A 23,727-nucleotide genomic window follows, 5' to 3' on the forward strand; every position below is an offset into this window, starting at 1 on the left:
GCCTGCACCGCCACCCAGAGATCCGGCGTCACGCGCACCTCGGCGTCCGGTTCGGCCACCCCACTGGCGAATGGTTCGATGACACCACTGGCAGCCAGTCGGGGCAGCAGCGCTGCCACCAGATGGCTGCGGACTTCGTCGGGGGCGAGGGCGCGGCCCTCCCGGTGCTCCTCGATGTACCGTCGCGTGATGGCATGCAGCGGCACCCGGCCCGTCATGTCCGCGCCGTCGACAATCGCGCCCAGCACCATCGCCAGTGACCGGTCTCCGTGCACGGCACGCTCGACGACCGACACGATGTCGGTCGCGGAGGTTGGTGTGTGGGGACGTGAGGAATCGCTCATGGACGGCGGCGGGTAGCGGAAGCAAGTGGTGGCAATGCGGCGGGAGCAGCTCTGTCGTCTTCCCCTGGGGGACGGCGCGGCGGCGCCCCCGGAGCGCCGCCCGGACGCCCAGGAGGCCTGCGCGGGCGGGTGCCCGGCGCCGTCGCCGTGTCTGCTAGACTGTCCGACGCCGGTTCGAGATACACCCCGGAGGCCGCCGAGTCCACCCGCACGTCGCGCACGGTCCCCGTATCGAAGTTCACGAAGATGCGGAGCCCGCGCACATAGTTGATGGCGGGCGGTGCCGTGGGCCCCTTGGAGGTGGCCATGTGAAAGAGGGAACTGGCGTTCCCCAGGGCACGGATCTCCTTGATGTTCACCCGGTTGCCCGTATCGCGCGGCGCCGTCGCGCCGGGAGCCGGTGCGGCGACCGGGAGGCGAACGGCGATGCTGTCGAAAAAGGCGAAGATGCTGTCGCCGCGGAGCAGATCCTTCTCGGTCGTCCGGATCTTGAGCGTATCCGGCGTGCCCACCGCCACGGCACTGCCGACCGCGCGTACCTCGCGCACCTGCTTGTCCACCAGACGAATGCGAAGCGAATCGGCAATGACATCCTGCTGCGGGGTGGTGGCTTTCGCCCGCCCCGCCCCGAAGGCAAACGCCTCCTCCAGCTGCTGCGCCTTCAGCCGCACGTCGATGATCTCGGCATTCAGTACGAGGTCATCGCTGGTGGCCGTGGATTTGTGGCGGGCCACCACGCGATCGAGTGTGCGCGCGGTACTGTACATATCGATCGTGTCGCCGACCAACGTGAACTGCTGCGCGGTGTCCCGGTTTACGATACGCGCGCCGCGCACGAGTCGCGACTTCTCCGTGATCTTGTCGAAGGAGGCGGAGTCCGCCTGGGCATTCAGTTGCTCGCGATCGATCCGCACGTCGCCCCACGCCATGAGCAGTGAATCGCCCGCATCCTCGAAGCGATTCGCGATGACCGTGGTGGGGGGCTGCAGCCGGCCCGTACTGTCCTTTTCGATCAACCGTGCCGTGGACCGGCTGGGCGCAATGAGGCGAGAGGCGGGACGTTCCGGGGTGGCCCGGAAGTACTCGATGCTCGGCCCCGCAAAGGTGCTGCCGGTGGCCAACTGCGTCGCTACGACGTTGCCATCGGCATACAACCGCCCTTCGCGTGTGAAATACGTGGCATGCATGGCCGTGATCTGCACCTTGTTGGGCTCTTCGTAGACCACGTTGCCGTACAGGTTCACGATCCCCGCCGCCTGAAACTGCTCCGCGCTGTCGGCCCGCAGCCGGTTGTTCTCCCCTTGGCACCGTCCCACGAAGCCGCCGCCAACAAAGGTGTTGGATACCGTCTCGCTCATGCGGCTGTACAGGAGTCGCGTCTCCGGCGGCGACTCGGTCATGTCGAGTACGCAGGGGCGCGACGGCGGTGGCGCCTTCTTGGCGGGCTTCTTTGGCACACTGTCGGTCTTCGGGGGACGGGGCCCCGTACTGTCGGACGGCGTTGGCGCCTTGGCCGTGTCGCGCCCGGGGCGCGCCGCGCTGTCCACCGGGGCTACCGCAACCGGTGGGCGCGCCGCGACACGCTCAGGTGTCACCGGGCGACCGGCTGAGTCGGACGGTGACACGACCGGCGGTGTGGGGGCCGCCCGTCCGGCGCCGCGACATCCTGCGTTCACGACGGTTGATACCACCGCCAGCAGGAAAAAGGCGCGGGAGGAGGGCACGCGCCAACGGCGGCCGGCCGGCATGGTCACCGCGTGGGCACCTGAACCGTCGCGATGATCTTGCAGCCGCGCAAGCATCGGAAGTTATTCAGCTTGGGGTCGGACTCGAAGCCGATCCCCGAGTGCTCACGCTTCGGCTCGTTCAATACGAACGCCGAATCGGAAAAGAACTGGTTGCGAACCTGATCGAATACCAACTGCTGCGAGGTGAACCGCTTCCCGTCCTCACGCACCACCACCACGTCGCCGCGCGCTTCGAGGCGCTGCAGGCGCGAGTTGTAGGTGCCGGTCTTGGAGGTGAGCACCCCGTCCTTCACACCCTGCGCGGTGTAGAACGTGAGATTCACACGCCGCATTTCTATGCGGGTGCCGTCGTCGTAGAGGTACGCCGTATCGGAGAGGAGCTCACCGTTGTTCACGCCCTTGTTCGTGAGGACGTGGCGAACCCCGAACCCCATCTGGTCGGCCGAATCAGGCATGGTGGACGTGGCCACGCGCTTGACGGCCGGGGTCGTCGGCTTCTTCGGGCATCCCGCGCCACTCAGCAGGCCCCACCCGGCGACCGCCGCCACCACCAGCCGCCCGGTGCTCGGCGCGGCTCCATTCCATGGGCGCATCAAACCGCCCCCGCCCTCATGAGATCGTGCAGGTGCACGACACCCACCAGGCGTTGCGCGCCATCGACGACAGGCATGGCCATGATCCCATGCGTTTCCATGCGGTGCACGACAGCACTCCCCAGTTCAGTATCCTCCGCCATCCGTGGCGCCGTCGTCATGACCGAGGCCACGGAAATGGTCAGCACATCGTCCTGCCGCTCGAGCAGGCGAGTGAGATCTCCTGCGGTGACGACCCCGGACACCCGGTCCTGTTCCACCACGATGGCAATGCCGCGTCGCGCGGCGAGCAGAACCACCGCCTCGCGCATCGTGGCGCCGAGTGGGAGCGTGGGGAGCTGCTCTCGTACCATGACGTCGGCGACACGGGTGAGCAGGCGCCGGCCGAGCGCACCTCCCGGATGCAGTCTGGCGAAATCCTCGGCGCGGAACCCCTTGGCCTGCAGCAGGGCCACGGCCAGCGCGTCACCAAGGGCCAGGGTGACCGTTGTACTGGTGGTGGGGGCGAGGTCGTGTGGGCACGCCTCCTCCTTCACCAGCAGGTCGAGCGTGACATCGCAGAGACGGCCGAGGCGCGATCCGGCCACAGCGGTCATGGCGATGCGCTTCACACCGAGGCGCGCCAGCGCCTCGATCAGTCCGAGCAGTTCGTCGCTTTCCCCACTCTTCGAGATGAGAATGGCGACATCGTCGGGGCCGACGATGCCGAGGTCGCCATGCACACTCTCGACGGGATGGAGAAACGTTGCCGGGGTGCCGGTGCTTGTGAAGGTGGCCGCGATCTTCCGCCCCACCAGCCCCGACTTGCCGACACCGGCCACGATGATGCGACCGGTGCACGAGGTCAGCAGCCGCACCGCTTCGGCGAAGGGTTCTCCCAACGCCCGTTCGCTCCGCTGAAGCGCCTCCGCTTCGAGGGCCAGCACGCGTCGCCCACGTTCAATGATCGTCGTCGAGTCGAGCGCGGCCCCTGTCGTCTGCGTGCGAGTCACTGCGTCACCTCGGTTGCATGCGGCCGGCCTGCGGCGCCGACCGCCAGTTCACTGCGGGAGGCCACGTACCGCTCCACCGCGTCGCTCCATTCGCCGCGCGCGTAGAGCAAGGCCTCGGCGAATTCGCGCACCGCACCATGTCCGCCACGCGCCTGCAGCTGCAGCACCGCCGCCCGACGCGCTTCCGGGACGGCATTCGCCACGGCGACCGGCAGGCCCACGACGCGCAGAACGGCAAGATCGGGAAGGTCGTCACCCACGAAGGCCACCTCGTCGAGGCTGATCCCCAGCGAGCTGCACAGCTCGCTGAGCGCCGGGAGTTTTCGGGCCTGCGGATCCTGAATGCAGGCATCGACCCGCAATTCGCGCGCGCGCACGGCCACGCTTTCCGAGACGCGTCCGGTCACGAGGGCCACCTTGAGGCCGCACTCCCGCAGCATGGCCATTCCCAGCCCATCCTGCACGTCGTAGCGCTTGAATTCAAACGGGGCCGGCACGCCCTCATGCAGCGCGCTCCCCAAGTAAAGGCCGCCGTCGGTGAGCACCCCATCGACATCGAACGCCACCAGGCGCACGCGACGGGCCAGCGCCGCCTCGATGCGCGGCGTCTGGACCACGAGTGGCGGGAGCGAGGAACCGTGGCTGGTCACGGGCGAACGGTGCGATCCCAGATGTCCACGGCGCGATCGATCAGCGCGGGGAGGTCATCGAGCGGAATCATGTTGGGGCCGTCGCTGGGGGCCGTCGCCGGCGTGGGGTGCGTTTCGAGGAACAGCCCCTGGGCGCCCGCCGCCACCGCCGCGAACGTGAGCGGCGGAATAAACTCCCGCGCGCCGCCGCTGGCGCCCCCCTGCCCCTTCCCCGGCTGCTGCACACTGTGCGTGGCATCGAAGATGACCGGCACGTTGCACGCGGCGCGCATGCGGGCGAACGCCCGCATGTCGACCACGAGGTCACCATACCCGAAGAACGTCCCACGTTCGGTCACGGCCACCTCGCCCACGGTGCGTCCGGCGCGCACGGCGCCGCCTTCCACCTTGCGGACCGCGCCAAGCATTCCTTCCGGGTGCATCCACTGCCCCTTCTTGACGTTCACCGCCCTGCCGGTGGCACCGGCAGCCAGCAGCAGGTCGGTTTGCCGGCAGAGGAAGGCCGGAATCTGCAGCACATCCACCACGGTCGCCGCCACGGCACACTGCTCCGCCTCGTGCACATCGGTCAGGATGGGCAATCCGCTGGCGGTGCGCACGCGATCGAGTGCGGCAAGGCCGGCCTCGATCCCCGGGCCACGAACACCGTCCACATTCGACCGGTTGGCCTTGTCGAAGCTGGCCTTGAAGATCACCCCACCGGGCACACGTTCGGCCAACCGCGCCAGCGCGTCGGCGACGCGCAAATTCAGCGCGTCGTCTTCCAGTTGGCACGGACCGGCAATGAGAAACAGCCGCTGGTCGGGGAACCGCGTCATGAGGCGGTCGCTCACTGGTTCACGTGCGCGAGGGCGGGCGACGCGCTGACCGGCGCTTCGGCAAGGCGGCGCGTGTGCGCGGCCGCAACGAAACCGGCAAACAACGGGTGCGGGCGCAGGGGGCGCGACTGCAGTTCGGGGTGGAACTGGCAGCCCACGAACCACGGGTGCGAGGGGAGTTCGATCATCTCCACCAGCGAATCGTCGGGAGAGAGCCCGCTCAGGCGCATGCCGTGCTCGATGAACCGCTCACGATACCGGTTGGACACCTCGTACCGATGCCGATGCCGCTCGCTGACCTCGGGCTGGCCATAGATCTCCGCCGCCCGCGAGCCGCGCTGCAGGCGGCACGGGTAGGCCCCAAGGCGCATGGTGCCCCCTTTATCCGTCACTTCGCGTTGCGAATCCATGAGGGAAATGACGGGGTTGCTGCACTCGGGGGCAAACTCGCTGGAGTGACTGTCGTCGAGACCAAGCGCGTGCCGCGCGAACTCGATGATGGCCACCTGCATGCCAAGGCAGATGCCGAAGAACGGCAGCTGCATTTCGCGGGCGGCACGAATGGCCTCGACCATCCCCTCCACACCACGCACGCCGAAGCCGCCCGGCACCAGCAGACCGTGATGCTGCGACAGGATCTCCCGTGCGCGCTCCGGACTGGTGAACAGGTCGCTGGAGGTCCAGGCCAGCTCGACGCCCACATCGTTGGCGATGCCGCCGTGAATGAGTGCTTCCTGGACACTCTTGTAGCTGTCGACGTAGTCGGTGTACTTGCCCACGACGCAGATGCGGACCTTTTCGCGCGGATGCGTGATGCGTTGCACCATCGTGCGCCACGCCGAGAGATCGGGGGTGGGGGCGCTGAGGCGGAGCCGCTCCATGACGCGGTCTGCGAACCCCTGCTGCTCGAACACCAGTGGAATCTGGTAGATCGTGGGCACGTCAGGGCTCTCGATCACCGCGCCGAAGTCCACGTTGCAGAAGAGCGCGATCTTGCGCTTTACGTCGTCCTGCAGCGGCTTTTCGCTGCGACAGATGAGGAAGTCCGGCTGGATGCCGATTTCCATCAGTTCACGCACCGAATGCTGCGTGGGCTTGGTCTTCACCTCACCGGCGGCGGCAATGTACGGCACCAGCGTGAGGTGCACGAAGATCGCATTCTCCTTCCCCACTTCCCGGCGGAACTGCCGGATGGCTTCCAGGAAGGGCAGCGATTCGATGTCACCGACGGTCCCGCCGATCTCGACGAGCACGACGTCGTTGCCGGGGGCGATGCGCTTGACGGCGTTCTTGATCTCGTCGGTGATGTGCGGAATGACCTGCACCGTGGAGCCGAGGTACTCGCCCCGACGCTCCTTGGTGATGACGTTCGAATAGATCCGACCCGTCGTGATGTTGTTGGCCTGCGACAGCGGTCGGTCGAGGAAGCGCTCGTAGTGGCCGAGGTCGAGATCGGTCTCGGCCCCATCATCCGTTACGAACACCTCACCGTGCTGGAACGGGGACATGGTACCCGGATCGACGTTCAGATACGGATCGAGCTTCATCATGGTCACGCGAAAACCGCGCTCGACGAGCAGCCGCCCGAGCGAGGCCGCTGCGATACCCTTGCCGAGGGAGGACACGACGCCACCGGTGACGAAGATGTACTTCGGGGCGGACGTCTGGCCTGTCGGCGCAATGGGAGTGGACATGAGCGGAGTTCCGTGGGGGACCGGGTCGAAATACAGGAAAGTCGCGCCCTATGGCGCGACACGGAGCGTGGGCTCCGACCAGCGCCGATTCGCGCGGAGCAAATCGTCTTCGGTGTCGATGCCGCCCTCTGCGAAGGGCACGTGTGCTACGCCGATCGGGATATCGTGCGCGAGTGGCCGCAGCTGCTCCAGCCGCTCGACGAGCTCGAGCGGATGCGGCGCCAACGTTACCCACTGCCGCAGCGCTTCGCGGGTATAGGCGTACACCCCCACGTGCTGGCGAACGAGCGGCGCCAGGATCGGCTCGTCAGACGCGTCACGCAGAAACGGAATGGGTGCCCGTGAAAAATAGAGGGCCCGACCGCTCTCGGTGCACACGACCTTCACCACGTCGGCACGCTGCTGTGCGGAAGCCGCCACGGAGACCGCTGCCGTCCCGATGGGCGCGCGGCCGCTGGCGACGATCCCGACGGCTCCTTCGAGCGCCTCGCGTGACACAAATGGCTCGTCCCCCTGTACATTGAGCACGACCTGCCAGGTCGAGAACTCGGGACGCGACGCCACCTCGGCCACGCGATCCGTGCCGCTCGGGTGGTCCGCTCGCGTCATCACTGCGTGAATGCCATGGGCGGCGCAGACGGCGGCAATGTCCGGGTGGTCGGTTGCCACCACCACGCGGTCCGCCACCTGCAAGGCTTCGACACGCTGGTGCACCCGGACGACGAGTGGTTCGCCTCCCAGGAGGCGAAGCGGTTTGCGGGGGAGCCGGGTCGCGCCAAGGCGCGCCGGAATCACCGCGAGGACAGCCATGGTCCAGTGCGCTGGGGCGTGGTTGCAGCAAAATTCACGCCAGTTAAGATACCCGGTTCGGCTCGGCAAGGCAAACGTGTCCTGCCCGTCGGACGCGTCACCATTTGCATCTCCAGCTTTCCGTCATGCCCACGTCTTGGTGGATCGGCTTCAACGTCATGGTGCTGTTCCTGTTGGCCCTCGATCTCGGGGTGTTCAACCGGAAGGCGCACGCGGTTTCGGTCAAGGAAGCGCTCGGCTGGAGCGCCCTCTGGGTGTCGCTGGCGATCGGGTTCGGCCTCTGGATCGGGCAGTCCATGGGACGCCAATCCATGCTCGAGTTCTATGCCGGCTATCTGGTGGAACAGGCATTGTCCGTCGACAACCTGTTCGTCTTCATCCTGATCTTCGGCTACTTCCGCGTTCCGCAGGAACTCCAGCACCGGGTGCTCTTCTGGGGCATTCTTGGCGCGCTGCTCATGCGTGGCGCCATGATCGGCGCGGGCGCCATCCTGCTCGCGCAATTCCATTGGATCATCTACCTGTTCGGCGCCTTTCTCGTCTACACCGGCTTCAAGATGGCCTTCGGTGGGGGGAGCGACATCGAGCCGGAGCAGAACCCCGTCATTCGGATGGTGCGCCGGTTCGTTCCCCTCACCACCAAGTTCCACGGCGAGCAGTTCTTCGTACGGGAGGCGATCGAGCCGGGGGGAGCGCTACGCCGCGTCGCCACGCCCCTCTTCGTCGTGCTCGTGCTCGTGGAGACCACCGACGTGGTGTTCGCTGTCGACTCCATTCCTGCCATTTTCGGCGTGACGCGCAACCCGTTCCTCGTGTACACGTCGAACGTGTTCGCCATCCTCGGGCTCCGATCGCTCTATTTCGTGCTCGCCAACATCATCGGCAAGTTCCACCTGCTCAAGTACGGCTTGTCGGTCGTGCTGGCATTCGTGGGGGTGAAGATGCTGCTCAGTGAAGTGCGCCCCATCGGCATCGGGGTGTCGCTGGGTGTGGTGGCCGGTGTCCTGGTGGGGAGCGTGCTGCTGTCGCTGGTGATTCCGCCGCGCAAGGAAAGCAAAGCGGACGACTGATGCGCCGTCCGGCAGCTGGTTGGGAAACGCGTCAACACGGAGTTCACGGAGGAAGGTGAGAGCGCGGAGAACGGTACAAGTTGGCGCTCTTCTCCGTGCCCTCACCTGACTCGGTGAACTCCGTGTCAGCGCGTCTCGCCGGCGGTCGTGTGCCGGAACTCGCGCGCCATGCGCAGAAAATTCACCAGGATCGTACGCCCGTGTTCAGTGAGAATCGACTCGGGATGGAACTGCACGCCAAACACGGGATGCACACGGTGCTGCAATGCGTGGATCTCGTCCGCGTCGTCGGTGGCGACGGCGGTCACCTGCAACTCGGCCGGGAACGATTCGCGCTCCACGACCAGCGAGTGATAGCGCATCACGCCAAACGGTGACGGAATGTCGGCGAAGAGCCTGGTACCGTCGTGCACGAGGCGCGACATCTTGCCATGCATCACGCGATCCGCGCGAACGACGCTGCCGCCGTACGCTTCGCCGATGGCCTGATGGCCGAGACACACCCCGAGCAGTGGAATGTGCGCGCCGTAACGGCGGATCACGTCTACCGAAATGCCGGCCTCGCGCGGTGAGCAGGGCCCCGGTGACACCACGATCGCCTCGGGGGCCATCGCGCCCACCTCGTCCACGGTCAGCGCGTCGTTGCGATGCACTTCGAGTCGCTCACCGAGCTCGCCGAAGTACTGCACGAGGTTGTAGGTGAACGAATCGTAGTTGTCGATGACGAGAAGCATGGTGAAGCTAGAGGTCAGGCGCGCGGGTGGAACTGCTTGTGCACACTCCGAAGATACTCGCGGTCCACGTGCGTGTAGATCTGCGTGGTGGCAATGTCGGCGTGGCCCAGCATCTCCTGCACCGCACGCAGGTCCGCGCCTCCCTCCAGCAGGTGGGTCGCAAAGGAGTGGCGCAGTGTGTGCGGGGACACGGCTTTCTCGAGTCCCGCTTGTTCCACATACTTGCGCAGAATTTTCCAGGCCCCCATGCGCGTCAACGGCGCGCCGCGTCCGTTGAGAAACAGCAGCCCCTTCCCCTGCCCCCGCTCCAGCACTGGCCGGAGTTCGCGCACATAGACCGCGACGGCGCCGATCGCCGAGCGCCCGATCGGGACGAGGCGTTCCTTGCTGCCCTTGCCGAACACGCGCACGAGCCCCTCCTCAAGCAGCACGTCCTTGACCGCCAGGCCGATCCATTCCGACACCCGGAGTCCGGCGCCGTAGGCCAGTTCGAGCATGGCACGGTCACGAAACGCCAGACGTTCTTCGAGCTGCGGCGCCGCGAGCAGTCGCGTCACTTCCTCCACGCTCAGGACCTCGGGCAAGGTCCGCCACCGTTGAGGGGAGTCGAGCCGCTCCGTGGGATCGGTCGTGACCACCCCTTCGGCAAGCAGGATCCGATACCATGTGCGGAGCGCCGAGATGTTGCGACGGATCGAGCTGCCGGCCAGGCCGAGATCCTTGAGGTGGTAGATGAACTCCCGGAGCGCCGCGGCGGTGATGGCACCGACCGTCGTGATCCCCTGCGCGCGCATGAACACCGCACAGCGCAGCACATCGCGCCGATACGCGTCGATGGTCCGGGGTGAGGCCCCCGCCTCGAGCGCCAAGGCATCCTCGAACAGCTGCAGGGCGAACCCCTGCTGCAGACGGCGCCAGTCGTCGCCACGGTCAGGCAACGCCGGAGATGTCACTGGTGGGGCCCGCCGCCCGCGCGCGACGAGCGCATCCGCCACGCGACAATCGCCACCACCATCATGGCAAGCACACCGGCGCCGATCGCCAGCAGGCGTTGCTGCTCCCCGATGCGCGCCAGCAACTGATCTGCGTTCGCGCCGGCCCGAAACGCCAGGACACACACGATCCCGTACCACACGCCGGATGCCAGTGTCATGGCAATGGCGGCACGCACGGCGCCGATGCCCAACGCTCCCGCCATGGGCGGCACCAGCGCGCGCACGCCCGGCAGGAAGCGACTCGCCATCACCGCGAACAGCCCCTGCGTCTGGAATCGCTCCGCAAAGCGGTCGGCTGCGGACGGTGAGACCATGGCAGGAAAGCGCCGCATCATCCACGGGAGACCGTAGCGGTGACCCAACCCATACATGAGCATGGCGCCTCCCACGTTACCCACCATGGTCGCCAGCCACACGCCCCATTCGGTCCCGTTGCCGCGCGCAGCCACGAACGCGCCGAGCGCAATCACCGTGTCGGCAGGGAGCGGCGGAAAGACATTCTCGAGAAAAGCCGCCGCGATGATGGCCCCGTACAACAGGGCCTCGGGAAGCGACGTCAACCACGCCATGAGCTCAGTCATGTTGCCTCCCGGTGCCGGGGGGACGGCTGGGCGATCGGCGCGTGCACGGCGCGGGATCGCCGCACATCATCAGTCGCGTCGGATGACGGACGCCGTCGCCATGACGGCCAATCCCTCACCTCGACCAATCCAGCCCAGGCCCTCGTTCGTCTTGCCCTTTACGAACACCTCCGCCACCTCGATCTCGAGCACCGCGGCCAGCCGTTCCCGCATCGCCGCCCGATGCGGGCCGATCTTGGGCTGTTGCGTGATCACGGTGACATCCACGTTGCCCACCCGCCATCCCGCCTGGTGCAGGCGCGCGACGGCCGCGGCGAGCATCACGACGGAGTCCTTCCCCTTGTTGGCGGCGTCCGTATCGGGGAACATCTCGCCGATATCGCCCAGGCCGGCGGCGCCCAGCACGGCATCGGTGATGGCATGACACACGGCATCGCCGTCGGAATGTCCCGCACAGTGCATGGACGCTGGAACGTCGATGCCGCCCAGTCGCATGGGCCCGCCCTCACCGAACCGATGGGAGTCATAGCCGATCCCCACGCGCAGTCCCATCGACGTCGTCACGCCGCCGCCGTGGCCGCCACAACGGGAGCAGCCATCGACACCCCGTCGTCGCTGCTGATGATGGAGTAATCCTGCCGCCGCCGCGCCGGCGTGAAGCCCGCGTCGACAATGAGCCGGTCGAGCTCGTCGGTGGTCGTACGATGCGTCGTGTTCGCGGCCGACACCACGTTCTCCTCGATCATGAGCGACCCGAAGTCGTTGCAGCCGTAGCGCAGGGCCATCTGTCCCACCTTCATCCCCATGGTAACCCAGCTCGACTGCAGGTTGGGAATGTTGTCGAGCACAATGCGGGACATGGCAACCGTGCGCAGGTACGTCACGGCATCGGTCTTGGGCATGTGCGACATCGTGGGCGTGTTCTCCGGCTGCAACGGCCACGTGATGAACGCCGTGAAGCCATGCGTGCGCGCCTGCAGTTCACGCACGCGCTGCAGGTGCTCGATGCGTTCGGCCAGCGTCTCGCCAATGCCGTACATCATAGTCACCGATGTCTTCATGCCGGCATTGTGCGCCAGTTCCATGATCTCGAGCCAGCGATCGGCACCCGCCTTCTTGGGAGCCGCGATGTCCCGCACCCGCTGCACGAGAATTTCGCCACCGCCACCGGGAATGGAGTCGAGCCCCGCGGCCTTCAGTTCGCGGATGACATCGGTGGCGTCCATGCGGAAGCGCGTGGCGAAGAAATCCACCTCGCTCGGGGAGAAGCCGTGGATGTGAATCGGGTGATACATCTTGATGTAGCGCAGCAGATCGAGGTACCACTCGAACGGGATGTACGGATTGTGGCCGCCCTGAATCAGGATCTGCACACCGCCGAGCGCCTTCGTTTCCTCGATCTTCTCGCCGATCTGCTCGTATGAGAGGGTATACCCCTCCCCATGCTTCGGCCGTCGATAAAACGCGCAGAAGCCGCAATCGGCTACACACACGTTCGTATAGTTGATGTTCCGATCGACGATGTACGTCACGACGCCAAGCGGATGCTTCTGCTCGCGAATGCGATCGGCTTCGAGGCCCAGTTCGAGCAGCGGCGCGTTGGTGTAGAAATCGAGAAGATCACGCATGACGGTCACGAGTATGGAGCGGGAATGCGGTCAGGCAGCGGGCAGGAATGCCAACGTCCCATCAGGAACACGACCCGCCAATACGAGCCGACGGAAGAACTCGGTGAGTCCCGCGAGGTGCGGATACGACAAACGGTAATCGAGTCCGGCGAAGTACTCGCGGCAGGTCTCCACGGGCACCCCGCTGGCCAGAGCGGCCTGGGCAGACAGCTGGTCGAGATGGGCCAGTCCCCAGTCGCGCGAAGCGATGAGCGAGGCGTGTGCCCCCAGCGCCGCGTGCACCGGAGTGCGCCGCTGCGCCACCCAGACGGCAAAGACGAACGGGAGCCCCGTCCACCGCTTCCACACCGCCCCGAGGTCCTCGATGAACGGATAGCGCTCGGCCCAAAGTCCCCCGCGACGCGCAGCATCGAACAACGTGAGGGCGGCGTCGCCGATGACAAGGCGCGCGTCGTGTGCCTCGTCGCCGAAACGCGAAATGTCACCCATTTCGGCGTCGCCAGGCACGAACTCGGGGCGGCACTTCCAGACATGCTCGAACAGGAGTTCGAGCAGGTGCACCGACGTCATGCTGCTGCGACTCACGACCACCCGGCGGCCACCGAGATCGCGTGCATCACGCGTGCTGAAGAGCATCACGCTGCGGACTGGTCCGTCACTCGTGATCCCCAGCTCCGGCAACAGCAGGAACTGGTGCGCGTCCCGCGCGTACTCCACAGCCGAGACCACGCTGATGTCGATGTCACCCGTGGCCATGAGGCGGTTGAGCTGCGTCGGCACCCCGTCCACCAACGTCCCATCGAGTGGCACGATGCCGCGCTCGATGGCCCCGTACACCGGGTAGCAGTTGATGTACCGGATGCGTCCTACCCGCAGCGCGGCGCGCCCCGTGTCGCTCATCGTCAGGTCACCGCGGGGACGAGCGCGTCGCCGGGAGCGGTGACGTCCTCGCCCACGTCGTCCACCGCAAACTCACGGATGACCCGGTAGAACGAATCCCGCTCCGCCGGCTGCTTGCCGGCGCCACGAATGAGCTGCAGCAGCTGGGGCAGCGTCATGCCCTGCGGCGTGCTCGCTCCCACGGCATGGTAGATCTTCTCGCGCACGACGGTGCCTTCGATGTCGTTCACGCCGAAGTGCAACGCGATTTGTGAAACGGGGGTGCCCACCATGATCCAGTGGGTCTTGATGTGTTCGAAATTGTCGAGAAAGAGACGCCCCACCGCCAAGTTGCGAAGGTCATCGAAGCCAGTCGTGCTGGTCCCCTGCCGGCCCAGCGTCACCCCGAGTTCGTTGTCGTCGGGGTGATAGGCCAGCGGGATGAACGCGAGAAAGCCGCCGGTCTCATCCTGCAGGGTGCGCAACATGTCGAGGTGCTGCATGCGATCGTCAATCGTCTCCACGTGACCGTAGAGCATCGTGCAGTTGGACCGGATGCCGAGGCGATGCGCCGTGCGGTGCACGTCAATGTACTCGGCCCCGCCCAGCTTCTTGTCGGCAATCTGCTCGCGCACGGCTGCACTGAACGTCTCCGCCCCGCCGCCGGGGAGCGTGTCGAGCCCTGCCTCGCGCAAGGCGAGGAGCACCTCATCCCGGCCCATCTTCTCGATCCGCGCAATGTGCGCAATCTCGACGGCGGTCAACGCCTTGATGTGCACTTGCGGATGACGCGCCTTGAGCGCGCGGAACATCGTGGTGTAGTACGCCAACCCGGCCTGCATGTCGAGGCCGCCGACGATATGGAACTCGCGCGTGATCGTGCCGTCCGCGCGGTCGGATTCCGCAAGGACTTGCTCGAGGGAATACCGGTAGGCGCCCTCTTCTTTCGGCAGGCGCGCATAGCCACAGAAGACGCACGTCTTCCGCAGCACGCAGATGTTGGTGGGGTTGATGTGCTGGTTGGCCGCGAAGGTCACCCGGTCGCCGTGGCGCGCGCGGTTGGCGGCATTGGCCATGGCCCCCACCCCGAGGATGTCGGGGCTGGTGTACAGGGTATGGCCGTCGGCAATCGTGAGGCGCTCGCCGCGCACCAGCTTTTCGCCGATGGGGCGCAGCGCCGGATCGCGCAGCGTGTCGAGGTCGAACGGTACTGCGAGCGGCATCAGGACATATCCAGGCGTCGGCACGGCACCACGCCGCGCGTCATCTCGATATACGCCCCGACGGGCTTACCCGTGCCAGCGTCGGAGCGCGATCGAGACGTTGTGACCGCCGAAGCCGGAGCTGTTGGAGAGCGCGACCTCCACCGGACGCGCCCTAGGCGTGTTCGGCGTGATGTCGAGATCGCAGTCCGGATCGGGCGTGCTGTAGTTGATCGTGGGAGGAATCATACTGTCGCGCACGGCCAGCGCGCAGGCTATGAACTCCACGCCACCGGCCGCGCCGAGCATATGCCCGGTGGCCGACTTGGTCGAACTGACGGAGAGCGCGGACGCATGATCGCCGAACACCGTCTTGATGGCCCGGATTTCGTTCGGATCATTGAGCGGCGTGGAGGTGCCGTGCGCATTGATGTACGTCACCTCGGTGGGTGGCACCCTGCCGTCGGCCATGGCCTTGCGCATGGCGCGCTGCAGCCCCTCGTGCGCTTCCGGCTGGCCGGTGAGGTGGTACGCGTCACCGGTGGCGCCGTACCCCACCACCTCGCCGTAGATGCGCGCCCCGCGCGCGAGCGCATGCTCGAGCACCTCGAGCACCACCACGCCTGCGCCCTCCCCTAGCACGAAGCCGTCGCGCGTGGCGTCGAATGGACGTGACGCGGTGGCCGGCGAATCGTTGCGCTCGGAGAGCGCCGTCATATTGCCGAAGCCACCGATGGCCATGGGCAACACCGACGCCTCCGTACCGCCGCACAGCATCACGTCGGCGTCGCCGTAGGAGATGGTACGGAACGCCTCGCCAATGGCGTGCGCGCTCGTGGCACACGCGGACATCGTGGCGAAATTGGGGCCCTTGGCGTTGAAGCGCATGGACACCACACCGGCCGCGATGTCGGCGATATACATGGGGATAAAGAACGGCGAAATGCGCCGGTTCCCCGACTGCATGAGCACCGAGTGCTGGTCCTCCATCGTGGCCAGCCCACCGATGCCGCTCCCGATGATCACGCCGAAGTCTTCGGGGACGTAGCCCCCCTCCTCTAACCCCGCATCGCGCATGGCCTGCACGGACGCCGCCATGGCGTACTGGGTGAAGAGGTCGGCGCGCTTGGCTTCCTTGCGGTCCATGTACAGCCCCACATCGAAGCCCTTCACCTCACAGGCAAACTTCACCTTGAAGTCCGACGCATCGAACTTGGTGATGAGCGCGCCCCCCGATACTCCGCCCAGCAGCGACTGCCAGGTCGTCGCCACGTCGTTGCCGACGGGCGTGATCGCCCCAAGACCCGTGACGACGACCCGACGCCGCATCAGCCCGCGACCTTCGCCTCGAGGTACGCGATGGCGTCGCCCACGGTACGCAGCTTCTCGGCATCCTCGTCGGGGATGTCGATGTTGAACTCCTTCTCGAACTCCATGACCAGTTCGACGATGTCGAGCGAGTCCGCGCCGAGGTCTTCGATGAAGCTCGCCTCGGGGGTGAGCTTCTCGCGCTCAACGCCGAGTTCCTTCTCGATGATGTCCTTGATCTTCGACGCGTTATCCGACATGGGAACGGTTCCTCTGATGTTGTTGGAGTGAGAATGGAGAACTTAGCCATGGCACGGCGTCTCAGGGAGGCCCTCCCGGGAGAATCCCGCAGGACGGAGCCACCCATGCGCCCGACTACATCACCAGGCCGCCGTCCACCACGAATACCTGCCCGGTGACATAGCCGGTCAGGTCCGACGCGAGCACGAGTACCATGCCCGCCACGTCCTCGGGGGTGCCGAGGCGTTCGAGGGGGATGCCGGCGCTCATGCCGGCCCGAGCCTCGGGGGTCATGGCAGCCGTCATGTCCGTCTCGATAAATCCGGGCGCCACAACGTTGGCCAGGATGTTCCGCGACGCCAGTTCCTTGGCGATCGACTTGGTGAGGCCGATGAGCCCTGCCTTGCTAGCCGCATAATTCGTCTGCCCCTTGTTGCCGATCAGCCCCACGACGCTGGCGACGTTGATGATCCGGCCCCACCGCCGCTTCATCATCCCGCGCGTTGCGGCCCGACAGGTGGCAAAGGCCCCGCGCAGATTCGCGTCGATGACCGCGTTCCAGTCGTCGTCCTTGAGACGCATCAGCAGGTTGTCCCGTGTCAGCCCGGCATTGTTCACCAGAATGTCGAGCTGCCCGAAGTCCCGTTCGACCGCCTCGATCAGCGCCGTGGCCTGGGCAACATCGGCGACATCAGCCGCATAGCCGCGAACCTCGGCACCCGTGGCCGCCGCGAGCTCAGCCGCTGCCGCCTCGGCCTTCGCCAGATCGCGTCCGGTCACCGCCACCCGGGCACCGGCGGCGGCAAGCGTGCTGGCAATGGCGCGCCCGATGCCTCGGGTGGACCCCGTCACGAGCGCCACGCGGCCGCTCAGGTCAATCTTCCGACCAGTGGACATAACGTATTGACCTGTCAGGAGTTCTGTGAAATGAGCGCAACGAACTTCTCCACGTCGGCGACCGTGCCGACTGCCATGGTCTGCACCTCGGGCGCAATGCGACGCGCCAGGCCGGTGAGTACCGCCCCCGTCCCGACCTCCACGAACAGCGCGGACGGATACCGGTCCGCCAGGGTGCGCATGACACGGGTCCACTGCACCGGCGCCGTGAGCTGCAGCAGCAGCAGCTCACGCGCCGTGGCCGCCGTGGTGACCGCCGAGGCGTTGACGTTGGCGACCACCGGAATGACCGGGTCGTGCCACGTTTCGGCCTCGAGCGCACGAGCCAGACCGTCAACGGCCGGGGCCATGAGCGGCGAGTGGAAGGCACCACTGACCGGCAGCGGAAGACACCGCTTGGCGCCGGACTCCTTGGCCAGCTCCATGGCCCGCTCCACGCCGGCCACCTCCCCCGAGATGACCACCTGCTCTTCGCTGTTGTAGTTGGCGGGCACCACCAGCCCGCGCTCCGCGGTCGCCCGGGCGCAGAGGTCATCGATGGGGATGCTCAGGACCCCGAGAATGGCGGCCATGGCTCCGGGACGCGCAACGCCCTGCTCATACATGAGCGAGCCGCGGCGCCGTACGAGGCGCGCGGCGGCCGCCAGGTCGAGCGTGCCCGCAAGGTGATACGCCGAGAACTCACCGAGGGAGTGGCCCGCTGCCGCGACGGCCCGCGTACCGACGGCGTCGCGGACCACGGCCCAAACCGCCGCGCTGTGCGCCAGCAGCGCGGGCTGCGCATTCACGGTTCGCGTCAGCTCGTCGGCGGGTCCTTCGAAGGCGAGGGTCGACAGCGCCGCGCCCACGGCATCGTCGACCGCATGAAAGGCGTCACGCGCCGCAGGGAACGCCTCGTAGAGATCCTTCCCCATGCCGACTTTCTGCGACCCCTGTCCAGGGAGCAGGAACACGAATTCCATGGCCATCGCGATACGAAAGGGCTGAAGTGAGGAGCGGCGCCGAGGCGTCCGCGCCTGACGCGTCTAGAAGCGGGCCACGACCGAGCCCCACGTGAATCCCGCACCGAAGGCCGCAAAGAGCACCGTGCTGCCTTCCCGGATGCGCCCCTGCTCCATGGCGTCGTTCAGCGCAATGGGAATGGACGCGGCGGAGGTGTTGCCGAAGCGATCGACGTTCACGAACACCTTGTCCATGGGGATGCCGGCGTGCTTGGCCGTTGCCTCAATGATGCGGATGTTCGCCTGGTGGGGAATGAGCAGGTCCACATCGGCGGCCGTGATGCGCGCGCTGTCGAGCGCACGATCGGTGGCCTCGGCCATGGAGCGCACCGCATGCTTGAAGACTTCACGACCCGCCATCTGGATGCAGGCGCGGCTCCCGGCTTCCGGTGAGTACGGTTCGGCGCCGCCACCGGCCGGCCGCCACAGCAGCTCGGCCAGAGCCCCATCCGAGCGCATGAACGTGGACTGGATGCCCCTGTCCCGCTTTTCCCCCTTCGCGCGGCGCAGTACGGTGGCCCCTGCGCCGTCAGCAAAGAGAATGCACGTGTTCCGGTCGCTCCAGTCGACGATCGCGCTCAACTTCTCGGCGCCGATAACCAGGACCGTGTCGGCCGCACCGCTCGCGATCATGGAGTCACCAACGATGGCGCCATACAGCCATCCCGAGCAGGCGGAGGCCACATCGAAGGCCGCGGCGCGCGATGCGCCAAGCGCCGTCTGGACTTCGACCGCCTGGGACGGCAGCAAGTGATCGGGCGACGCGGTCCCCACGATGATCACGTCGATCTCGCCGGCGGTTACTCCCGCCTTGGCCATGGCCTGCTGCGACGCCTTGGCGCAGAGCGAGGCGAGGGACTCGTTGGGTTCGCAGATATGACGCTGGCGAATGCCCGTCCGCTCGACGATCCATTCGTCGTTGGTGTCGATGCCCATCGCCGCGATATCGGCGTTGGTGACCACCTTGGCCGGCACGGCGTGCCCGGTCCCGGCAATGTACGAAAACGGTCGCTTCATGAGGCAGTTCCGGAGGGGGACGCCTGCGGCATCGACTCGGCAAGCCGGCGACCGATCTCGTCGGTCATCCCCGACTCGTACGCCCGCAACGCCACCAGGATGGCGTTGCTGATGGCCCGGGGCGAGCTCTTGCCGTGGGAAATGATCGAGACCCCACGTACGCCCAGCAGCGGCGCCCCGCCGTACTCATCGACATCGAGCTGCTTGAGAGAGCCGGCCACCTTGCGCGCGTCCAGGCCGGCCACGTGGGATACCATGCCAATGAGCATGGGGCCAATGCTCTCGTAGAACTTGAGCAGGATGTTGCCGGTGAACCCATCGCAGACGACCACGTCGATGGGGCCGCGATCACAGACGCCGCGCGGCAGGTCTCGCCCCTCGACGTTGCCGAGGAAGTTGAGGCCGGCTCCCAGCAGGCGCTGATGGGCCTCTTTCACCGCCACGTTGCCCTTTTCCGGCTCCTCGCCAATGGACAGCAGGCCGACGGCCGGTTCACTGCGCCCAAGCAGGGCACGCGCGTAGACCGTACCAATGCGCGCAAACTGGACCAACTCCTCAGCGGCGCAATCGACATTGGCGCCAACGTCGAGCACGAGGATAGGGTCCTTGGCGGTTGGGAAGATCGTGCCGATGGCCGGCCGGGTGAGCCCGGCGTGCAGCTTGAGCAGCACAAGTGACGCGGCCATCTGCGCCCCGGTGTTGCCGGCGGAGACGAACGCGTGCGCATGCCCCTCGGCGACGCGCTTGATGCCGACCACCATGGAGCTGTTGGTCTTGCCACGCAACGCGACCGAGGGCTTGTCGGTCATGGTGATCACGTCGGGCGCCTCGACAATGGCAAGGCGCTCACGGACGTGCGACAGACCCTCGAGCTCACCGCCAAGGAGCGCGTCGAGCTCCGCTTCGATAACGGCGGTGGGGCCGACGAGGTCGATGTGGTGTTCGGGGGCGAGCGCGCCGAGCGCCTGCACGGCGCCCGCGATGGGGGCCCGGGGGGCAAAGTCGCCCCCCATGGCATCCACGGCGATGCGCGCCAAGCTTACGCTTCCTGCGCCGTTACCCGCTGCTCGCCCGCATAGTACCCGCATTCCGCGCAAACGCGGTGCGGGCGCTTCGCCGTGCCGCACTGCGGGCACGACTGGATCACGATGGCGGGCGCGGTCTTGTGCGTGTTGCGGGCGCGCTTCCGCCGCTTCGAGGTACGGCGCTTCGGTACGGCCATGGGATGCTGACCTGAACTTTTCGAGACGTAAGGACCGGCAGGCGCTCAGCGCAGATCGCGCAGCGCATCCCACCGGGGATCAGAGGGTGGAGGACAGGTGCAGTCCCCCGCGTTTCGATCAGCGCCGCACGCCGGACAGAGCCCGCGGCAATCGTCACGGCACAGCGCGAATGACGGAACGGCCAGCAGCCACTCCTCGCGCATCGCCGGACGCAGATCGAGTTCTCGCACACCTGCAGGAATCACGACCACATCGTCTTCCCCCGCCTCGTCCACACCGGACTCGGCGAAGATCAACTGCACGTCGTCGGACACCGATACACTCGCTTCGGCCAGACACCGCCGGCACTCCGCGAGTGCTGTACCTTCGAAATGGCCGCTGAAGTAAAAACGACCGTGTCCCGCAGCGGAGAGACGGCCTGTCACGTGCACCCCGGGATCGACCGGACGCGACTCACCTGCCTCCCACACGGAATCCCCGGCATCGAGCCAATCGTCGACGACCTCTGCACGGGCTTCCAGACCGCGGATGTCAAAGCACAGCATAGCCGTGTAACGTAGAACGCCAGCCCCCGACACACAAGGGCTGGCGCTACTTTTCGCTCCGCGTCCGGTGGAGACAAGTGTCGCCACCGTGCGGAGTTAGCTGGCAGCCACCGCGGTGGGCTCACGCCGACCGGTGGCGCCCGCCTCTTCAGGCGATGACGTCGGCTTCGGCGAAGAAGAACCGCGCTTCGCGCGCCGCGTTCTCGTCGGAGTCGGAGGCGTGGATGGCATTCTTCCCCTTCGATTCGGCGTACAGCTTCCGCACCGTCCCTTCCGCCGCTTCCGCCGGGTCCGTGGCACCGATCGCAGTGCGCAGGGCTGCCACCGCGTCGTCCTTCTCGAGGATCAGGGGCATGCACGGGCCACTGGTCATGAACTCCACCAGTTCGCCGTAAAACGGACGGGCCGCGTGCACTTCGTAAAAGGCGCCTGCCTGCGCCGTGGTCAGGTGCATGACGCGAGCGGCCTTCACCTGAAAGCCCTGACGCTCGAGCAGCGCAATGATGTTGCCCGCGTTGCCGGCGGCAAAGGCGTCGGGCTTGACGATGGTAAGAGTGCGGCGACCAGCCATGGTCCGGGAGGGGTCGAATGGTGAACACAGGCGCCAGAAGCACGGCGCGGCGGGAGCCAAAGCCCCCGCCGCGCGCAAGATAACCAGAGCGGACGCCGAAGAAAGCGGCGCCCGCCACAAGACCGTCACCCCAGACGGGCCTGGATCAGCTCCACGAAGTCGACCGGGCGCTGGGCCACGCCCATTCCGGCGGCCTTGAAGGCGTCGATCTTCTCGGCGGCCGTACCGGCCGAGCCCGAGATGATGGCGCCCGCGTGACCCATGCGGCGGCCCGGCGGGGCCGTCTGACCGGCGATGAACCCCACGACCGGCTTGGTCATGTGGTTCTTCACGAAGTCGGCGGCTTCCTGTTCGTCGGTGCCACCAATTTCGCCCATCATGGCGACGGCCTTCGTCTTCGGATCCTTCTCGAACGCCGCAAGGCAGTCGATGAAGTTGGTGCCGTTGATCGGGTCACCACCGATGCCAACGCACGTGCTCTGGCCGATGCCAGCCTTGGTGAGCGCGTTCACGACTTCGTAGGTGAGCGTGCCGGAGCGGCTGACCACACCCACCGGACCGGGCGCGCAGATGCGGCCGGGGATGATCCCCACCTTGCTTTCCCCCGGCGTGATGAGCCCCGGGCAGTTGGGGCCAAGCAGACGCGCGCCATGCTCCTTCACGAAGGGATACACCTTCGTCATGTCGAGGACCGGCACGCCTTCAGTAATGCAGACGATGAACTTCACGCCCGCCGCCGCGGCTTCCATGATCGCATCGGCCGCGTACATGGGCGGGACGTAGATCACCGAGGTGTTGGCGCCGGTCGCCTGCACCGCATCGTGCACGGTGTCGAAAATGGGCGCGGTGCCTTCGAACGTCTGGCCACCCTTGCCCGGGGTCACGCCGGCCACGACCTGCGTCCCGTATTCGATCATCTGCTTGGCATGGAACGAACCGTCGCGGCCCGTGATGCCCTGCACCACCAGCTTGGTGCTCTTGTCGATGAAGATGCTCACGCCGCACCTCCCGTGGTGGCGAGTTCCACGGCGCGCTGCACGGCCGAGTCCATGTCGCTCGACGCCGAGAAGCCGTTCTCCTTCAGGATCTGCAACGCGAGCTCCTCGTTGGTGCCGGTGAGACGGATGACAATGGGCACCTTCAGCGGATTCTGCTTCGTCGCGGTCACGATGCCGTTGGCGACGTCGTCGGTGCGCGTGATGCCGCCGAAGATGTTGAACAGGATGCACTTCACGTTCGGATCCGACGTGATGATGCGCAGCGCGTTCACGACCTTCTCGGGGTTCGACGAACCGCCGATGTCGAGGAAGTTGGCGGGGTCGCCGCCGTAGTACTTCACGAGGTCCATCGTGGCCATCGCGAGGCCAGCGCCGTTCACCACGCACCCCACGTTGCCGTCAAGCTTGATGAACGTAAGGTTCGCGTTGCGCGCCTCCACTTCACTCGGCGCTTCGCTGCTTTCGTCGCGCAGCGCGGCAATCTCGGGACGACGATCGAGTTCGTTGTCGTCGATCACCATCTTGCCGTCGACCGCGATGAGCTCACCCTGCGGCGTCATGACCAGCGGGTTGATCTCGGCGAGCGAGCAGCCGGCGTTCATGAACGCCGTGTACAGCTGCTGCATGATTTTCGCGGCCTGACGGGCCAGCTTCACATCCTTGTACAGGAAGAAGCCCATGCGCATGGCCTCGAAGGGCAGCAGCCCGTAGCGCGTGTCCACCGGGTGGTAGAGGATCTTCTCGGGCGTGGTCGCCGCCACTTCCTCAATGTCGATGCCGCCGGCGGCCGACACCATGAAGACGGGCTTCTTGGTGGCGCGGTCGACGATGATGCCCACATACGCCTCGGACCCGATGTCCGCGGCAACGGTGACGAGCACCTTCTCCACCGTGAGATCCTTGATCGTCATGCCCAGAATGGCGGTGGCCTTCTCCTTCGCCACGTCCGGGGTGGGGCAGAACTTCACGCCACCCGCCTTGCCGCGACCACCGGCATGCACCTGGGCCTTCACCATGACCGCGGTGCCGTACTTCGTGGCGATGGCTTCCGCCTGATCGGCGGTCGTGGCGACTTCGCCGGGCGGAATCGGCACACCGGCCGCCCGCAACAGCTCTTTTGCCTGATACTCGTGTAGGTTCACGCGCTCTCCAAGGACTGGGGAATGTCAGCGGTTCAATGCTAGGTGGT

Annotated in this window: 26 protein-coding genes; 1 reads left to right on the plus strand and 25 read right to left on the minus strand. The window is 66.4% G+C overall.

Annotated elements, in window-relative coordinates; translation table 11 throughout:
* Positions 1–340 precede the first annotated feature (340 nt).
* From O9271_RS12695 to kdsB, 7 genes are read right to left on the minus strand one after another with little or no spacing between them, the layout of a single operon-like run.
* Positions 341–2,068: a hypothetical protein gene (locus O9271_RS12695; RefSeq protein ID WP_298270279.1), complete on the minus strand. Its 1,728-nt coding sequence runs from the start codon at positions 2,066–2,068 to the stop codon at positions 341–343.
* A gap of 26 nt (positions 2,069–2,094) precedes the next feature.
* A complete protein-coding gene (gene lptC / locus O9271_RS12700) occupies positions 2,095–2,685 on the minus strand; it encodes an LPS export ABC transporter periplasmic protein LptC (RefSeq protein WP_298270282.1) in 591 nt (196 codons plus the stop codon).
* A complete protein-coding gene (locus O9271_RS12705; RefSeq protein WP_298270284.1) occupies positions 2,685–3,677 on the minus strand; it encodes a KpsF/GutQ family sugar-phosphate isomerase in 993 nt (330 codons plus the stop codon). The genes lptC and O9271_RS12705 overlap by 1 nt, the downstream gene beginning before the upstream one ends.
* Positions 3,674–4,327 carry an HAD-IIIA family hydrolase gene (locus O9271_RS12710; RefSeq protein WP_298270287.1) on the minus strand — a complete coding sequence of 218 codons (654 nt, stop codon included), beginning with the start codon at positions 4,325–4,327 and terminating at the stop codon, positions 3,674–3,676. Before O9271_RS12710 ends, O9271_RS12705 begins: the two co-directional genes overlap by 4 nt.
* Positions 4,324–5,145, minus strand: a complete 822-nt coding sequence (gene kdsA, locus O9271_RS12715) for a 3-deoxy-8-phosphooctulonate synthase (RefSeq protein ID WP_298270290.1) — start codon at positions 5,143–5,145, stop codon at positions 4,324–4,326. The genes O9271_RS12710 and kdsA overlap by 4 nt, the downstream gene beginning before the upstream one ends.
* A gap of 11 nt (positions 5,146–5,156) precedes the next feature.
* A complete protein-coding gene (locus O9271_RS12720; RefSeq protein ID WP_298270293.1) occupies positions 5,157–6,839 on the minus strand; it encodes a CTP synthase in 1,683 nt (560 codons plus the stop codon).
* A 48-nt stretch (positions 6,840–6,887) separates the two neighbouring features.
* The gene (kdsB, locus tag O9271_RS12725; protein ID WP_298270295.1) at positions 6,888–7,649 is read right to left on the minus strand and encodes a 3-deoxy-manno-octulosonate cytidylyltransferase; all 762 of its coding nucleotides are present in this window, start codon (positions 7,647–7,649) and stop codon (positions 6,888–6,890) included.
* Positions 7,650–7,774: 125 nt separating this feature from the next.
* Between kdsB and O9271_RS12730 the strand changes: the two genes are divergently transcribed.
* Positions 7,775–8,719 carry a TerC family protein gene (locus tag O9271_RS12730; protein ID WP_298270297.1) on the plus strand — a complete coding sequence of 315 codons (945 nt, stop codon included), beginning with the start codon at positions 7,775–7,777 and terminating at the stop codon, positions 8,717–8,719.
* 125 nt (positions 8,720–8,844) lie between these two features.
* Here O9271_RS12730 and O9271_RS12735 read toward each other — a convergent pair whose 3' ends face one another.
* From O9271_RS12735 to sucC, 18 genes are all read right to left on the minus strand, one after another.
* A complete protein-coding gene (locus tag O9271_RS12735; protein WP_298270299.1) occupies positions 8,845–9,453 on the minus strand; it encodes an aminodeoxychorismate/anthranilate synthase component II in 609 nt (202 codons plus the stop codon).
* A 14-nt stretch (positions 9,454–9,467) separates the two neighbouring features.
* On the minus strand, positions 9,468–10,391 hold the full coding sequence (xerD, locus tag O9271_RS12740; RefSeq protein ID WP_298270302.1) for a site-specific tyrosine recombinase XerD: 924 nt from the start codon (positions 10,389–10,391) through the stop codon (positions 9,468–9,470).
* Between the two features lie 11 nt (positions 10,392–10,402).
* Positions 10,403–11,029 (minus strand): DedA family protein, encoded by a 627-nt coding sequence (locus tag O9271_RS12745; RefSeq protein WP_298270305.1) that lies wholly within the window; start codon positions 11,027–11,029, stop codon positions 10,403–10,405.
* A 69-nt stretch (positions 11,030–11,098) separates the two neighbouring features.
* Entirely contained in the window at positions 11,099–11,581 is a 483-nt protein-coding gene (gene ispF / locus O9271_RS12750; protein ID WP_343213911.1) for a 2-C-methyl-D-erythritol 2,4-cyclodiphosphate synthase, read from the minus strand.
* Positions 11,582–11,589: 8 nt separating this feature from the next.
* The gene (gene mqnC / locus O9271_RS12755) at positions 11,590–12,657 is read right to left on the minus strand and encodes a cyclic dehypoxanthinyl futalosine synthase (protein WP_298270309.1); all 1,068 of its coding nucleotides are present in this window, start codon (positions 12,655–12,657) and stop codon (positions 11,590–11,592) included.
* A gap of 30 nt (positions 12,658–12,687) precedes the next feature.
* On the minus strand, positions 12,688–13,557 hold the full coding sequence (locus O9271_RS12760) for a menaquinone biosynthesis protein (protein WP_298270312.1): 870 nt from the start codon (positions 13,555–13,557) through the stop codon (positions 12,688–12,690).
* A 2-nt stretch (positions 13,558–13,559) separates the two neighbouring features.
* Positions 13,560–14,759, minus strand: a complete 1,200-nt coding sequence (locus O9271_RS12765; protein WP_298270314.1) for a CofH family radical SAM protein — start codon at positions 14,757–14,759, stop codon at positions 13,560–13,562.
* 66 nt (positions 14,760–14,825) lie between these two features.
* Positions 14,826–16,067 carry a beta-ketoacyl-ACP synthase II gene (gene fabF / locus O9271_RS12770; RefSeq protein WP_298270315.1) on the minus strand — a complete coding sequence of 414 codons (1,242 nt, stop codon included), beginning with the start codon at positions 16,065–16,067 and terminating at the stop codon, positions 14,826–14,828.
* On the minus strand, positions 16,067–16,306 hold the full coding sequence (locus O9271_RS12775; protein ID WP_291164872.1) for an acyl carrier protein: 240 nt from the start codon (positions 16,304–16,306) through the stop codon (positions 16,067–16,069). The genes fabF and O9271_RS12775 overlap by 1 nt, the downstream gene beginning before the upstream one ends.
* 115 nt (positions 16,307–16,421) lie before the next feature.
* On the minus strand, positions 16,422–17,183 hold the full coding sequence (gene fabG, locus O9271_RS12780) for a 3-oxoacyl-[acyl-carrier-protein] reductase (RefSeq protein WP_298270318.1): 762 nt from the start codon (positions 17,181–17,183) through the stop codon (positions 16,422–16,424).
* A 14-nt stretch (positions 17,184–17,197) separates the two neighbouring features.
* Positions 17,198–18,151 (minus strand): ACP S-malonyltransferase, encoded by a 954-nt coding sequence (fabD, locus tag O9271_RS12785; protein WP_298270321.1) that lies wholly within the window; start codon positions 18,149–18,151, stop codon positions 17,198–17,200.
* Between the two features lie 57 nt (positions 18,152–18,208).
* Positions 18,209–19,201, minus strand: coding sequence for a beta-ketoacyl-ACP synthase III (locus tag O9271_RS12790; RefSeq protein ID WP_298270323.1), 993 nt, complete (start codon positions 19,199–19,201; stop codon positions 18,209–18,211).
* Complete coding sequence (gene plsX / locus O9271_RS12795; RefSeq protein ID WP_298270325.1) at positions 19,198–20,238, minus strand: phosphate acyltransferase PlsX; 1,041 nt, start codon at positions 20,236–20,238, stop codon at positions 19,198–19,200. The genes O9271_RS12790 and plsX overlap by 4 nt, the downstream gene beginning before the upstream one ends.
* Before the next feature lie 2 nt (positions 20,239–20,240).
* Entirely contained in the window at positions 20,241–20,423 is a 183-nt protein-coding gene (gene rpmF, locus O9271_RS12800) for a 50S ribosomal protein L32 (RefSeq protein WP_291263349.1), read from the minus strand.
* A gap of 45 nt (positions 20,424–20,468) precedes the next feature.
* Positions 20,469–20,969, minus strand: a complete 501-nt coding sequence (locus tag O9271_RS12805; RefSeq protein WP_298270884.1) for a DUF177 domain-containing protein — start codon at positions 20,967–20,969, stop codon at positions 20,469–20,471.
* Between the two features lie 148 nt (positions 20,970–21,117).
* Entirely contained in the window at positions 21,118–21,540 is a 423-nt protein-coding gene (ndk, locus tag O9271_RS12810) for a nucleoside-diphosphate kinase (protein ID WP_298270328.1), read from the minus strand.
* A gap of 125 nt (positions 21,541–21,665) precedes the next feature.
* The gene (gene sucD / locus O9271_RS12815; protein ID WP_298270330.1) at positions 21,666–22,538 is read right to left on the minus strand and encodes a succinate--CoA ligase subunit alpha; all 873 of its coding nucleotides are present in this window, start codon (positions 22,536–22,538) and stop codon (positions 21,666–21,668) included.
* Complete coding sequence (gene sucC / locus O9271_RS12820) at positions 22,535–23,680, minus strand: ADP-forming succinate--CoA ligase subunit beta (RefSeq protein WP_298270333.1); 1,146 nt, start codon at positions 23,678–23,680, stop codon at positions 22,535–22,537. The genes sucD and sucC overlap by 4 nt, the downstream gene beginning before the upstream one ends.
* Positions 23,681–23,727: the final 47 nt, after the last annotated feature.

The organism is Gemmatimonas sp. (assembly GCF_027531815.1).
In the GTDB taxonomy this organism is placed as follows: domain Bacteria; phylum Gemmatimonadota; class Gemmatimonadetes; order Gemmatimonadales; family Gemmatimonadaceae; genus Gemmatimonas.

What these genes read in the sequence shown, in the direction of transcription:
- fabF (WP_298270315.1), bottom strand. Translation starts at nt 16,067, where the DNA reads ATGCGGCGTCGGGTCGTCGTCACGGGTCTTGGGGCGATCACGCCCGTC.
- fabG (WP_298270318.1), bottom strand. Translation starts at nt 17,183, where the DNA reads ATGTCCACTGGTCGGAAGATTGACCTGAGCGGCCGCGTGGCGCTCGTG.
- O9271_RS12765 (WP_298270314.1), bottom strand. Translation starts at nt 14,759, where the DNA reads ATGCCGCTCGCAGTACCGTTCGACCTCGACACGCTGCGCGATCCGGCG.
- rpmF (WP_291263349.1), bottom strand. Translation starts at nt 20,423, where the DNA reads ATGGCCGTACCGAAGCGCCGTACCTCGAAGCGGCGGAAGCGCGCCCGC.
- kdsB (WP_298270295.1), bottom strand. Translation starts at nt 7,649, where the DNA reads ATGGCTGTCCTCGCGGTGATTCCGGCGCGCCTTGGCGCGACCCGGCTC.
- O9271_RS12735 (WP_298270299.1), bottom strand. Translation starts at nt 9,453, where the DNA reads ATGCTTCTCGTCATCGACAACTACGATTCGTTCACCTACAACCTCGTG.
- O9271_RS12790 (WP_298270323.1), bottom strand. Translation starts at nt 19,201, where the DNA reads ATGAAGCGACCGTTTTCGTACATTGCCGGGACCGGGCACGCCGTGCCG.
- O9271_RS12745 (WP_298270305.1), bottom strand. Translation starts at nt 11,029, where the DNA reads ATGACTGAGCTCATGGCGTGGTTGACGTCGCTTCCCGAGGCCCTGTTG.
- ispF (WP_343213911.1), bottom strand. Translation starts at nt 11,581, where the DNA reads ATGGGACTGCGCGTGGGGATCGGCTATGACTCCCATCGGTTCGGTGAG.
- O9271_RS12720 (WP_298270293.1), bottom strand. Translation starts at nt 6,839, where the DNA reads ATGTCCACTCCCATTGCGCCGACAGGCCAGACGTCCGCCCCGAAGTAC.
- O9271_RS12805 (WP_298270884.1), bottom strand. Translation starts at nt 20,969, where the DNA reads ATGCTGTGCTTTGACATCCGCGGTCTGGAAGCCCGTGCAGAGGTCGTC.
- ndk (WP_298270328.1), bottom strand. Translation starts at nt 21,540, where the DNA reads ATGGCTGGTCGCCGCACTCTTACCATCGTCAAGCCCGACGCCTTTGCC.
- O9271_RS12775 (WP_291164872.1), bottom strand. Translation starts at nt 16,306, where the DNA reads ATGTCGGATAACGCGTCGAAGATCAAGGACATCATCGAGAAGGAACTC.
- mqnC (WP_298270309.1), bottom strand. Translation starts at nt 12,657, where the DNA reads ATGCGTGATCTTCTCGATTTCTACACCAACGCGCCGCTGCTCGAACTG.
- fabD (WP_298270321.1), bottom strand. Translation starts at nt 18,151, where the DNA reads ATGGCCATGGAATTCGTGTTCCTGCTCCCTGGACAGGGGTCGCAGAAA.
- kdsA (WP_298270290.1), bottom strand. Translation starts at nt 5,145, where the DNA reads ATGACGCGGTTCCCCGACCAGCGGCTGTTTCTCATTGCCGGTCCGTGC.
- O9271_RS12730 (WP_298270297.1), top strand. Translation starts at nt 7,775, where the DNA reads ATGCCCACGTCTTGGTGGATCGGCTTCAACGTCATGGTGCTGTTCCTG.
- lptC (WP_298270282.1), bottom strand. Translation starts at nt 2,685, where the DNA reads ATGCGCCCATGGAATGGAGCCGCGCCGAGCACCGGGCGGCTGGTGGTG.
- O9271_RS12760 (WP_298270312.1), bottom strand. Translation starts at nt 13,557, where the DNA reads ATGAGCGACACGGGGCGCGCCGCGCTGCGGGTAGGACGCATCCGGTAC.